The organism is Streptomyces hamibioticus (assembly GCF_047946815.1).
GTDB lineage: Bacteria > Actinomycetota > Actinomycetes > Streptomycetales > Streptomycetaceae > Streptomyces.
The window spans coordinates 7,292,981-7,304,482 of sequence record NZ_JBKKQY010000001.1 but is presented as its reverse complement, the minus strand read 5'-3'; the positions used below and the strand labels follow the sequence as shown (position 1 = coordinate 7,304,482).

9 protein-coding genes and 1 pseudogene are annotated in these 11,502 nt (G+C 70.6%); 6 read left to right on the top strand and 4 right to left on the bottom strand.

Annotation, left to right across the window (positions count from 1 at the left end; genetic code table 11):
* Nucleotides 1-171: 171 nt before the first annotated feature.
* A pseudogene (locus tag ACLGIH_RS33470) lies at nucleotides 172-426 on the top strand (IS110 family transposase); the annotation flags it as partial.
* Between the two features lie 8 nt (nucleotides 427-434).
* Here the strand turns inward: ACLGIH_RS33470 and ACLGIH_RS33465 are convergent.
* Genes ACLGIH_RS33465 through ACLGIH_RS33450 form a run of 4 tightly spaced genes read right to left on the bottom strand, consistent with a single transcriptional unit; the run spans nucleotide 435 to nucleotide 4,798 of the window.
* Nucleotides 435-1,556: an Ldh family oxidoreductase gene (locus tag ACLGIH_RS33465; RefSeq protein ID WP_416529012.1), complete on the bottom strand. Its 1,122-nt coding sequence runs from the start codon at nucleotides 1,554-1,556 to the stop codon at nucleotides 435-437.
* Nucleotides 1,553-2,866, bottom strand: coding sequence for a M20/M25/M40 family metallo-hydrolase (locus ACLGIH_RS33460; RefSeq protein WP_416529011.1), 1,314 nt, complete (start codon nucleotides 2,864-2,866; stop codon nucleotides 1,553-1,555). The genes ACLGIH_RS33465 and ACLGIH_RS33460 overlap by 4 nt, the downstream gene beginning before the upstream one ends.
* Nucleotides 2,866-3,768 carry a sugar phosphate isomerase/epimerase family protein gene (locus tag ACLGIH_RS33455; protein WP_416529010.1) on the bottom strand — a complete coding sequence of 301 codons (903 nt, stop codon included), beginning with the start codon at nucleotides 3,766-3,768 and terminating at the stop codon, nucleotides 2,866-2,868. The genes ACLGIH_RS33460 and ACLGIH_RS33455 overlap by 1 nt, the downstream gene beginning before the upstream one ends.
* Entirely contained in the window at nucleotides 3,758-4,798 is a 1,041-nt protein-coding gene (locus ACLGIH_RS33450; RefSeq protein ID WP_416529009.1) for a Gfo/Idh/MocA family oxidoreductase, read from the bottom strand. Before ACLGIH_RS33450 ends, ACLGIH_RS33455 begins: the two co-directional genes overlap by 11 nt.
* A gap of 221 nt (nucleotides 4,799-5,019) precedes the next feature.
* Here ACLGIH_RS33450 and ACLGIH_RS33445 point away from each other — a divergent pair, with 221 nt between their 5' ends.
* The 5 genes from ACLGIH_RS33445 to ACLGIH_RS33425 all read left to right on the top strand — a co-directional run bounded on the left by ACLGIH_RS33445 (nucleotide 5,020) and on the right by ACLGIH_RS33425 (nucleotide 11,441).
* Complete coding sequence (locus tag ACLGIH_RS33445; protein ID WP_416529008.1) at nucleotides 5,020-6,240, top strand: DegT/DnrJ/EryC1/StrS family aminotransferase; 1,221 nt, start codon at nucleotides 5,020-5,022, stop codon at nucleotides 6,238-6,240.
* A 104-nt stretch (nucleotides 6,241-6,344) separates the two neighbouring features.
* Nucleotides 6,345-7,412 (top strand): DegT/DnrJ/EryC1/StrS family aminotransferase, encoded by a 1,068-nt coding sequence (locus tag ACLGIH_RS33440; RefSeq protein ID WP_416529007.1) that lies wholly within the window; start codon nucleotides 6,345-6,347, stop codon nucleotides 7,410-7,412.
* A 53-nt stretch (nucleotides 7,413-7,465) separates the two neighbouring features.
* Complete coding sequence (locus tag ACLGIH_RS33435; protein WP_416529006.1) at nucleotides 7,466-8,431, top strand: UbiA family prenyltransferase; 966 nt, start codon at nucleotides 7,466-7,468, stop codon at nucleotides 8,429-8,431.
* A complete protein-coding gene (locus ACLGIH_RS33430) occupies nucleotides 8,428-9,807 on the top strand; it encodes an NAD(P)/FAD-dependent oxidoreductase (protein WP_416529005.1) in 1,380 nt (459 codons plus the stop codon). The genes ACLGIH_RS33435 and ACLGIH_RS33430 overlap by 4 nt, the downstream gene beginning before the upstream one ends.
* Nucleotides 9,804-11,441: an AMP-binding protein gene (locus tag ACLGIH_RS33425; protein WP_416529004.1), complete on the top strand. Its 1,638-nt coding sequence runs from the start codon at nucleotides 9,804-9,806 to the stop codon at nucleotides 11,439-11,441. The genes ACLGIH_RS33430 and ACLGIH_RS33425 overlap by 4 nt, the downstream gene beginning before the upstream one ends.
* Nucleotides 11,442-11,502 lie beyond the last annotated feature (61 nt).

The window sequence follows — 11,502 nt, the reverse complement described above, 5'->3', positions numbered from 1 at the left end:
ACGACTCGGCCGCCGATTAGGAAGTGCGACAAGATCGCTGTGTAGGGCAATGCCGGCGAGGTCGTCCGTGGTACGCAAGGCAGGAACGACTTCGGGAGCACGATGAGCCGGATATGGGCCGGGATCGACTGCGGTAAGACCCATCACCACTGCGTCGCCATGGACGCCGACGGCAAGACCAGCGGCAACCTGCGGCGCCCGCAGCGCTACCACCGGCGCCTCCAACGCGTCTTCTACACGTCCGCGCTGGTCAGCTCCTGGAGCGATCCCAACTCCAAGCGGTTCTACGACCGCAAGAGAGCCGAGGGCAAGAGCCACGTCCAGGCCGTCCTCGCGCTCGCCCGCCGACGCGTCAACGTTCTGTGGGCCCTCATCCGTGACCGACGGTGCTACGAAGTCACACCACCCGTCACGCTTGCCGCTTGACAACAGCATTAGGAAGCTCCCTTCACGGGGAGGACGAGTCCGAGACCGGTGAGCTCCTCGTGAAGGGCGGTCGGGAGGGGGATGCCGTCGCGCCGCCGTGCCTGCGCGCGCTCGGCCTCCCACCAGCCCGGGTACCGAACGGGGTGGCTCTCGTCGACGGGTGGGCAGCTCGCCAGAGTGCCGAAGAGCGAGCGGACCGCACCGCGAAAGTCCCCCTCCGGGCGCAGGGTCTGCGGGGCGATGGCGAGGGCGAGGAAACCGATGTCGTCGTCGCGGCCGTGCGGCAGGCCGTCGCCGCCCAACGCGGCGGGGGCCGGTCCGACGGCCGCTCCGGGCAGCACGGCTGCCAGCAGTTCGACGGCGAGACCCAGACCGAACCCCTTGTAGGCGCCGGTGTCCGGGTCCCCGCCGAGCCATCGCAGGAAGGCCTCCCCGCGGTCGAACGCGGCCGGGTCGGTCACCGGATTCCCGGCCGGATCCTCCAGCCATCCCACGGGGACGACGTCGCCGCGACGGGCCGCCGTACGGATGCGGCCGGTCGGCACCACCGTCGTGCTCATGTCCAAGACGAACGGGTGGCCGTCGAGCGCGGGCGCGGCGATGCTGAGCGGGTTGGTGCCGAGCATCGCGAGCCTGCCCCGCGGCGGCCGTGCGATGCGCTGACTTCCACAGTTGCTCGCGACCACCCCGATCATGCCCTGCTCGGCGGCGCGGGCCGCGTGGAACCCCGCGCAGCCGAAGTGGGTCGCGCCGCGGACCGACACCAGGCCGATCCCGTGCCGACGCGCACGGGCCACCGCGGAGTCCATCGCCTCGGACGCTGCCCACAGGCCGAGCGCGCGCCGGGCGTCGAGGACCGCGCACGCCCCCAGGTCGGTGAGCACCTCGGGCTCCGCCGCCGGATCGGTGCGGCCGGAGGTGAACAGTGGCAGGTACAGGCGGCCGAGGTTGAACACCCCGTGGGAGTCGAGCCCGGTGAGATCTCCGTGGCACAAGGCCGTGGCGGCGGCGGTGGCGCGCGGCGACGGGACTCCCCGCGCGACAAACAGGCCGGCGGTGCCGCGGACCAGGTCGTCGTGATCGACCAGTACGGTCCGCCGCCGTGCGTCGACTTGTCGTGGGACCGTCATACGGCACTCCTTTGCTGATGCTCGGCGAAGGCGGTGAGCAGCTTGGACACCGCGGACGCGAACGCTTCCAGATCGGCGAGGTCGACGAACTCACCCTCGGCATGGGCGTTGTTGGCGTCGAGGGAGCCGGGTCCCAGCACCGTGGTGAAAGCGCCGGGAACACCGTCCATCCAGATGGCATCGCAGGTGAAGGCCGGCTCGCTGTCCGGCACGCGGGCCACCCCCGCCGAGCTCAGGACCGCCTCGCACCACGGGTCGGCGTTGTCCAGACAGGGCAGCCCGCGTTTGTCCCACTCCAGGCGGGTGATCGACGTCGCGTCGAGTGCGGTACGCACCAAGTTCCGGCAGTCGGCGAATCGTTCGGCGAACTGCCCGACTCCGGAGGCGACCGCTTCGGCCACCGCCGCCTCGAACACGGCACCCTGCGCGGCGGACCCGTACGAGATGTTGAGCAGCAGCCGCCCCTGGCCGTAGACGCGATTGTGCAGCTTTCCGGTGTGCAGGCCGGCGATACACACCCTGCCGCCCGGTGCCCGGGAGTCGAGTGCTCCGGCCAGATGCTGTGCGAGGAAGCCGAGTAGCACCGTGGCGTTGTGCCCCGCGTCGGGCCGGTCATCGACCGACCCCTCACCATCGACGGTCACGCAGGCCGTCATCGACGCCGTGGAGCGCGGAAGGTGGCGCAGACCGGTCGGCTCGCAGAAAACGTTGAGGCGCCCGAAGTACCCCGCCTCGACCAGGGGCCGCGTCCCGAAGGTGCCCATCGCGCCGCCCTCCTCACCGGAGACCACCTGCATGAGAACGCCCACGTCGCGGCCGATCGCGGCGTGCCCGGCGATGGCCGCCCGCACTCCGGCCAGCAGGGCGACCGCCGGTCCCTTGGCGTCGACCGCGCCGCGCCCGGTGAAGCGCGAGCCGTCGAACCGTACAGGTTCCAGGCCGGAGACAGTGTCGAGGTGCACGTTGAACATCACGGTGGATTCGGGCGGCAGGTCCGGGCCCAAACGCAGCACCAGGCTCGGTTGCCCAGCCAGGAAACCGGAGTCGTCGGAGGCCAGCCGGACGACGCTCGGCACGTCACCGCGCCGCACCGACTCGGCGGACGGGGCGGCATGATGTACCACCCGCATGCCGACGGCCCCCGCCGCGCAGGCGTACGCACGCTGCGCCTGCCACAGCTGAGCCGGTCCGTCGTCGGGGCCCGCCTCCAACGGCCCCACGGTCGGTGTCCGCAGCAACGTCAGGAGCAGTTCGTGGTCGTCGGCACCGAGCAGGGGGCGGGCTGCGGGCCTCGTCGCTCCCAGGCTCATCACCGCGCCCCGGTGGCGGCGCCGTCGGCCGTGTCCGGCGCGGACGGCCCTTCCCAGAGCCGCCCGAGCCGCTGCCCGGCGCGGACGAAGAGCGCCGCCGCGTCACCGTAAGCGCGCAGCCCTTCATGGGGCCGGACGGCGAGATGGGGTTCGAGGGACAGCGAACCGGAGTAGCCCGACTCCCGCAGCAGCCGCAGGCAGGCGGCGACCCGGGCCTCGCCGTCACCGGGCAGGGTGTACACCACCCCGCCCGCGGTCCGGACGGCGTCTTTGACGTGTACGTGAGCGATGTACGGCAGCAGTTCTTCCAGCAGCTCGTAGGCGTCGTAGCGGTACGGGACGCCGTTACCCGTGTCGAAGAGCAGCCGCAGCGCGGGACTGCTGGTGACCTCGACCAGACGCACCATGCGATCGGCGCTCTCACCGGCCCAGCCGGCGCAGTTCTCGTGGACGAGGACGATGCCCGCCTGCTCGGCACGGGCCGCCAGCCGGGACATCCGGCCGAGGACGCGCCGCCCCCAGTCGGCCTGCGTCAGACCGTCGTTGGGGTACGACATGATCCGTACGTAGCGACAGCCCAGGACGGCACACTGTTCCGCCAGCGTCTCCAGTTCGGCCAGGTCGTCGTCGAACGAGCCCGTGACGGGCCGGTTCCAGTTCCCGATGCGGGAGGCCAGGCACACCACGTCTATCCGAGCCGCCCGGAGCCGGTCGGCCACCGTACGGAAGGCGACCGGGTCGAGGTCGGCCATCGCTGTGCCGTCCACGGTGCGCAGCTCCAACGCGGACCAGTTCAGGCGGTGGATCGCGGCGATCTGTCCGTCGAGACCGACGGCCGCCTCGTCACCGATTCCCGCGAGCCGGTTGCCAGACAGCGGAGGCCGGGAGTGGTCACTTTGCATGGGCGTCCTCCACAGGTGGTCCGTCCGCGGTGTCGCGGTCGTCGCGGGCGCGGCAGTGGTCCTTGGCCTCGCACAGCAGGCGGACGACGTCACAGGGGAGGGACAACTCCGTGCCCCGGCCCGCTGCGAAGAGCCGGTACGCCCGCCGTATGAAGGCGGTCAGCGCGTCGTCCCGGAACACCTGGCGTTCGCCGGAGCCGTGACGCGGTCTGGCTCCCGAGACCAACAGCTGTGTGTGGTCGTCGTGTTCGCTCAACGGGTAGTGCCCGGTCGCGCGGCCGTGCTCGAAGTGGAGTGTGAGGCTGCGCTGTTGGACGGGCGAGGTGAGGTCGGAGGAGATCTCTGTGCGTACGCCCGAATCGTGGCGCAGGGCGAGCCACGCGCCGCCCATCCGCGGGCGGACGGTGTCCCCGCAGCGCAGGTCGGTCCAGCGGGCGTCGAGGAGCCGGGCCGGACCGGCCAGATCGAGGACGACGCCGAGGGAGTGCGGGACCTCCACGTCGAACGCGGTGGGATGGCCGTCGGTGGTCAACGACCGGAGGAAGCGCGGCTTGTCCTGGGTGACGGAGATCGACACCAGTCCACCGAGCGGACGCTCCCGCACCAGGAGGCGCAGTCTGCGGGTGAGATCCGAGTCGAGCCAGTGGGAGACGACCAGGAGGCGCAGACCGTGGCGCCGTGTCAGCCGGACGATGTCGTCGAGTTGGCGGCGGTCCGTCGCCAGCGGTTTCTCGACCAGGAGTTGGGTGAAGCCGAGCCGGGCGAGTTCCGTGAGGACGGGCGCCCGGCTGGATGGTGGTGTGCAGACGTGGACGACGGTGGACGGCGGTGAGACCAGCCGGGCGGCTTCCGTGATGGAGGAGGTGACGGTCACGCCACGCAGTCCCCGGCCCGCTTCAGGGCGTGGATCACAGGCGATCAAGGGGCCGGAAAAGAACGGACCGTCCGGCGTGGAGTTCGCGCGGGCCAGAACCTTCAGGTGCAGTCCGGCGCCGGAGCGGCCCAGGCCGACGATGAGGGGTTGCAGCATCTTCCTCCGTTGGTCCGGAACGGGTGAAGGTACGGGCGCACGGGCGCCGACGCGGGGGCAGCCCCAGCGACTTTCGCGTGTCGGCGGAAGCGAGTCAAGAGTTGGGAATGGCTTGTACCGCAAGGTGTGAATATGGCCGCCGTCCCGCTCATTCCTGCAGCTCGCTGGGTAGTTCTCCTACCGCAACAGATTCTGCCGAACGCGTTCCAGAGGTGGGGGGCATGTTTCTCGGTGGGGGTTCCAACGAGATGTGCCGTGGCAACGACGTCCGTTCCCGCATCATCTCCGACCATGTTCCTTTCTTCTCCCAGGCGGCGACCTTCGAACGCTTGTGGCCGCGGATCGATTCCCTGGTGCGAGAGGTCTTCGACCACGGGAAGTTCTCACACGGCCGCCATGTCGCGGAAGTGGAACGGGCATTGGCCTGTGCCACAGGCGCTCGTCACGTGATCGGGGTGAACAGCGGCACGGACGCACTGGTGTTGCTGTTGCGCGCGTGCGGGCTGACTTCCGGCGACGGGGTGCTCGTACCCGCCTATTCGTTCGTGGCCACCGCCACCTCCGTCGTGCTCGCCGGAGGGCGGCCCCAGTTCGTCGACATCGACCCCGTCACCTATGCCATGGACCCCGCCGCGCTCGATTCCGCCGTCACGCCGGCCAGCCGGTTCGTCATGCCCGCTCACCTGTTCTGTCAGATGGCGGACATGGCGAGGCTGGCCGGTGTCGCGGCCCGCCACGCCTTGTCCGTGGTGGAGGACAGCGCCGAGGGAATCGGTATGCGACAGCGCGGGGTCCACGCGGGCCTGCACGGCCTGGGTGGCGTCCTGTCGTTCTTCCCGAGCAAGACCCTAGGCGCCATCGGTGACGCCGGTGCCGTCCTCACCGACGAGCCGAGAGTGGCGGAACTGGTCGCGGGGCTTCGCCACCACGGCCGGTTCGCCCGCACGATTGACCACTTTCCCGGAATCTCCGCCGAGACGACGATCCCCGGGACCAACAGCAAGATGGACGACATCCAGGCCGCCGTCCTGCTGGCCAAACTGACCTGTCTGGACAGTGACATCCGCCGACGCGCCGAACTGGCCGGGGCCTATCGGGAGCGGCTTCGTGACGTGCCCGGAATCAGACGCCTGCCCCACGTGGTCGACCAGGGCCCGGATTCCTCAAGCGTCTTCTACGTCTATCTCGTGGAAGTCGAACACCGCGACGAACTCGTCGGACATCTGGCGCGGCGCGGAATCGGCACCGAGGTGTACTACCCGACGCCACTGCACCTACAGCCCTGCTTCGCCGAACTCGGCTATTCGAAGGGAGATTTTCCCCGCGCCGAAGCGGCCAGTGAACGAGCGGTGGCACTGCCCCTCTATCCGGACCTCACTCTCGACCAGGTCGACCGCGTCTGCGGGGCGGTGCGCGATTTCTATACCGGGAGAGCCATGTGACGCCCCATCAGCGGATCCCACGGGTCACCGGCCGTGCGGACACGCCGCACGCCACATCGATCCCATTCTTCCCACCGGACCTGTTCGAGGACGACCGTGAGGTCATGCTCGGTCTCCTGCACGAGATCGGGTGCGCGCCCGAACAGCGCTTCATCCTCGGCGAGTACACGCGCAGATTCGAGGAACTGCTCCGGGACTCCCTCGGCGCCGCCGACGTGGTCGCGTGCGGCAGCGGGACGTCCGCGCTCGGCCTCGTCCTGACGGCGACGGAAGTCGGCCCGGGAGACGAGGTGGTGGTACCGGCCTTCGGCTGCGCACCGCTGGCCGCCGCTGTCGTCCTCAGGGGCGCCACACCGGTGTTCGCCGATATTGATCCGCACACGATGGTCGTCGACCCCGGCGAGGTTGAGCGGCGGATCACCGGTCGCACCAAGGCGGTCATGCCCGCGCACATGTTCTCGATCATGGCCGACATGCCCCGGTTCATGGATATCGCCCGGCGGTGCGGTGTCCGGCTGGTCGAGGACTCGGCAGTCGCGCAGGGCGCGGTGCTCGACGGCACGCCGGCGGGCCTGTGGGGAGAGGCCGGTGTCTTCTCGTTCGTCCAGGTGAAGTCCTTCGGTATGCCGGGCGAGGGCGGGGCGGTGGTGACCCGGGACGCCGAGATCGGCCGGCGCGTGCGCATGCTGCGCAACCACGGCCAGGACGGCACCCGGCGGTTCGTCCATCACGTCGTGGGCCACAACAGCCGGTTCGACGAGGTCCAGGCCGCCTTCCAGATCCATCGCCTGCCCGGCCTCCCCCAACGGCTGGAGCGGCGGGCGGCCATCGCCGACTACTACACCGAGCGCTTCTCCGACTTGGCCGAGCGGGGCGTGCTGCCCCCGCCACCAGGCCGCAACGGCCGGTGCCACTACGTGTACGCGGTCCTCGCGGAACACCGCGACGCCCTGGAAGGGCATCTGCTGCGCCACGGTATCGCCTCCCACGCCTATTACCCGCTGGCGCTGCCCCGGCAGGCGGCGTTCGCCCCGTTCACACGACCGGGGGACCGGTGGCCGAACGCGGAGCGGGCCGCGGCGCGGGCCCTGGCGATCCCCGTCTACCCCCACCTGAGCGATGCCCAAGTCGAGTACATCGCCGATGCCGTGTGCGCCTTCGCGCGGCAGTGACCTTCGTGACCCGGAGACGGGTGACCTGAGCAGATCACAAAGGAGCGGAGCTGATGACGGACCATGCCGCCGTCGGGCCGGTCGCGGCCCCCCGGCCGGAGAGCAAGATGCGCAGCTATGCCCGCCTGGGCAAGCTCGACGTCTACGACTACTACCCGAGCATCGCCGTCGCGCTGTCCGCGGTGCTGCTGCCTCTCTCCCAGTTCGCGCCCGCCACTGCCTGGGTCTTGTTGCTGTTCCTGGCCGGCGAGGTCTTCGTCATCATGGCGATGGTCGCCCTGGATGATGTGACCGGGTTCCGTGACGGCAGTGACCTCGTGAATTACGGCCCGGACAACCCCTTGCGCAACAAACTGCGGAAGCCGCTGGTGGCGGGCACCCTGACGCTCACCGAAGCACTCGGCTTCGCATGGTTCTGCGCCGCGGCCGGTGCGGCGCTGTGGGCCGCCGCCGTCGCGATCGCACCGCACCGGCCGCAGTGGACGGTGGTGCTGATCGCCGCCCTGTTCGTTCTCTCGCTCCAGTACTCCTACGGCCTCAGGATCAGCTACCACGGCTTCCAGGAAGTGTTCCTCGTCGGTCTGGGCGTGGGACTGGTGGTCGCGCCGTACGGGCTTGTGGCGGGGGAGTTCTCCGGTTTCGTACTCCTCCAGGGGGTGCTCTTCGGGTTCGGTCCGCTGATGTTCGGTGTGTACTCCAACACCAACGACATCGAAGGGGACAGCCGGGTCGGGCGGCTGACCGTCGCCTGTCTGGTGTCACCGAAGGGCAACGCGGTCTTCATCGGGGCCCTGTCGGCAGCCGAGTTCCTCATGGGCGCGGTCGCCTCTGCGACCGGCGTCGCCCCGTGGTGGTTCGTCCTCTGGATGCTGCCCGTGACCGCGCTGCGCGCCACGCAGTACGCCATCGGCTTCCGGCGGGGCGACATCATGCGGGCCAGGGCGCTGGGCTTCACGGTGCACCGCGTCAGTGTGCTCCTGCTGATCGCCGCGAATCTCCTCCTGGGAGCCGCCGTATGAGCCCCGACCTCGATGTCGCCGTGGTCGGCGGCGGAGTCGCCGGACTGACCACCGCGTACGAACTGCGGCGTGCCGGTCTCGATGTCCGGGTGTTCGAGGAACAGGACCACGTCGGCGGCCGGATGCACAGCTTCCGCCACGACGGTTACACCATCGACGAAGGAGCCGAGCAGATCTCGCCGCACGGCTACCGTGCGACGTGGGAGCTGCTCGCGCGGCTGGGCGTGCCCCTCAGCGACGTGCCGCGCATCGACAAGGGTGTCGGGACGTGGCGCGACGGCCGGGCGCACCCGGGTGTGGCGGACCGGGCCGCGGTGCTGTCCGGCGCCGGGCTGGCACCACGCGCCCGGATCGATCTGGCGCGGATCCTGGCCTGGACCGCCGCGCACCGCGCGGCGTTCGACCCCGACCACCCGGAGCGGACGCCGCTGGGAGCGGCGACGATCAGGGAGTTCACCGCGCGGTACCACCGCGACGTGCACGACTACCTCTTCCAGCCGGTCTCGGGCTGCTTCTTCGGCTGGGACACCGCTCGGTCCGCGGCGGCACCGATGGTGAGCCTGCTGCTGTCCGTGGGCCCGGCCGGGAGCTGGCGCACGTACCGGGACGGCATGGACCTGCTCGCGCGCCGCCTCGCCGAAGAGGTCGACGTCGTCACCGGCAGCAGGGTCCACCAGGTCGTCGGCGGCCGCGACGGTGCACGGCTGCTCGTCGGCGACGGCGCGGTGACCGCGCGCTCCGTGGTGCTGTGCGTGCCGGCCCCGGTCGCGGCCCGGCTCCACGCCGGCGCTCCCGAGGACGAGCTGTCGTTCCTGAGGGCCTGCACCTTCACACCGACGCTGAAGGTGAGCTGCCTGCTGGACCGGCCGCTGACACCGCCCTCCCGCAAGCCCCTGTACATCCTGCTCACGCCGGAAGCGGAGGACAGCACGCTCTCCGGCATCATCGTCGACCATGCCAAGCACCCAGGGCGGGTCCCCGAGGGCAAGGGCCTGCTGACCCTCATAGCCGCCGCCCGCACTGCGCCGGACCTGCTCACCGCACCCCCGCACGAAGTCGTCGACCGGCTCGTCGGGGCGGCCCGGCGCTACGTCCCCGGACTACGGCCGGCTCGTGGGCGCAACTTCGTCCACTCCTTCACTCACGGCCTGCCGGAAGCCACCCCCGAGGCACTGCGCCACCGCCCGCGCTTCATGGCACGCGATGTCCGGCCGGTGGAGTACGCCGGTGACTGGGTAATGCTGCGACCGGCCAGCGAGGGCGCCGTGCGCTCGGGCGCGCTCGCCGCGTCCCGCGTCCTCAGCCGCTTGCGCAAGCCTCGGACGAATGCCCGTACGACCATCCGCACCAGTGCGGGAAAGGACGGCGCAACGTGAAACCGTACGACATGGGGGTGCTGTTCGACGCGTGTGCGGAACGCGGCACGGAAACGCGCTTCCACCTGGACCGGCCGTTCGACATCCGCGCGGACGCCGCGGCCGACGACGCCGAGATCCGTGGCACCGGGACCGGCGACGGCAAGACCGAATACGGCATCGCCGAACTGGCCGCCCTCGTCCAGGACGCGGCCGGCTGGCTGACGGCCGCGGGAGCGCGGCACGGCGACCGCGTGGCCATCGTCAAGGACAACCACTGGGACTACGATCTGCTGGCCTGCGCGGCGGTGCGCATGGGCGCCGTCCCTGCCCAGTTGTCGGCGCACCTGCCCGGTGAGACGCTCGCGACGCTCATCCAGCGCCTCAAACCGACGGTGCTCGTCACCACGGCAGATGTCCTGGAGCGGAGCAGGAGCTCAGGCGTGGACCTGGCGTCCGCCGTTCCCGTCACCGTCGCGCTGGACGCGGCGCTGCCCGGCACGCTCGGTCCGGACGACGTACGCGGACACACCGCCGCCCGGCCCCGTCGGCGGCACGACGACGAACCCCTGGTCATCAACCACACCTCCGGCACCACCGGCGTACCCAAACTCGTCGTGCACTCGACCCGCACCATCATCGGCAAGCTCGCGCGATTCGAGACGGTGCGCTATCCGGTGATCGGGGTGCGGCGCGGCGACACTCTGGTCAACGCGAGCGCGTTCGCGCACGGCAGGACGTTCTGCTGGACGGCGAGCGCGCTGTGCCTGGCCCCACGGAAGATCGTGATCATCAGCGGTCAGGCCCCCGACCTCGCCGATCCGGTGCTCCGCGCCCACCCCCCGACCGTCATGGAGGCGCTGCCCGCCTCCTACGTCCGGTTCCGGCCGCTGACCGAACGGCTGGACAACCCGTTCCGGCAGGTCCGCACGTTCGTCAGCACCTACGACGCGATGCATCCCCCCACCATCCGCGCCTATCTGCGCGCGAGTCGGCACCGCGGTCCCGTGTGGATGCAGGGATGGGGGCAGACCGAGACCGGTCCGCTGACATTCCGCTTCCATACCCGCCGCTCACTGTCCGCACGGCCGTCCCGGTCCTCCACGCGCAACCTGGGCCGCCCCGTCCCGGGCAAGACACGGCTGCGCGTGGTCGACCCGCAGACCTTCGAACCCCTCAGGCCCGGACGGGCCGGTCTCGTACTGGCCAGGACCACCGCCTGCGCCCTCGGTTACGTGGGAGAGGCGGACCGCTGGTCGGCCAAGCGGGTCGGTCCCTGGTGGAACACCGGTGACATCGGCGTACGCCACCGCGACGGAACCGTCGAGCTGCTCGACCGGGAGGTGGACCACACACCGCAGTTGAGCTGCCTGCAGATGGAGGACGTCCTGGAGGAACGGCTGCCCCGGGCCGTCGAATGCGTCGTGCTCGGCAGCCCGGGCGAGGCGCCCCTGCCGGTCGTCGTCACCCCGGACGGACGGCTGGAGCAGGACACCTGGCGGCGCGCGGTCCACGACCTGCCGCCCCTGCGCGCACCGGTCGTCGTCACCTGGGAGCGGGTGCCGCGTACCGGCACCGGCAAGGTACGGCGGGCTGCGCTGCTGGAACAACTCACCGGACGCACCGAGACCTGCGGGACCGGCCGATGGACCTGACCCGGGCGAATCCGGCAGACCTGACCGCCACGGACCTGACCGAGATCGCCCCAGGGAGCCG

Bases quoted from the DNA above. Each gene is read 5' to 3' on its own strand.
- ACLGIH_RS33455 (WP_416529010.1), bottom strand. From the start codon at position 3,768: ATGCAAAGTGACCACTCCCGGCCTCCGCTGTCTGGCAACCGGCTCGCG.
- ACLGIH_RS33445 (WP_416529008.1), top strand. From the start codon at position 5,020: ATGTTTCTCGGTGGGGGTTCCAACGAGATGTGCCGTGGCAACGACGTC.
- ACLGIH_RS33450 (WP_416529009.1), bottom strand. From the start codon at position 4,798: ATGCTGCAACCCCTCATCGTCGGCCTGGGCCGCTCCGGCGCCGGACTG.
- ACLGIH_RS33440 (WP_416529007.1), top strand. From the start codon at position 6,345: ATGCTCGGTCTCCTGCACGAGATCGGGTGCGCGCCCGAACAGCGCTTC.
- ACLGIH_RS33460 (WP_416529011.1), bottom strand. From the start codon at position 2,866: ATGAGCCTGGGAGCGACGAGGCCCGCAGCCCGCCCCCTGCTCGGTGCC.
- ACLGIH_RS33465 (WP_416529012.1), bottom strand. From the start codon at position 1,556: ATGACGGTCCCACGACAAGTCGACGCACGGCGGCGGACCGTACTGGTC.
- ACLGIH_RS33430 (WP_416529005.1), top strand. From the start codon at position 8,428: ATGAGCCCCGACCTCGATGTCGCCGTGGTCGGCGGCGGAGTCGCCGGA.
- ACLGIH_RS33435 (WP_416529006.1), top strand. From the start codon at position 7,466: ATGACGGACCATGCCGCCGTCGGGCCGGTCGCGGCCCCCCGGCCGGAG.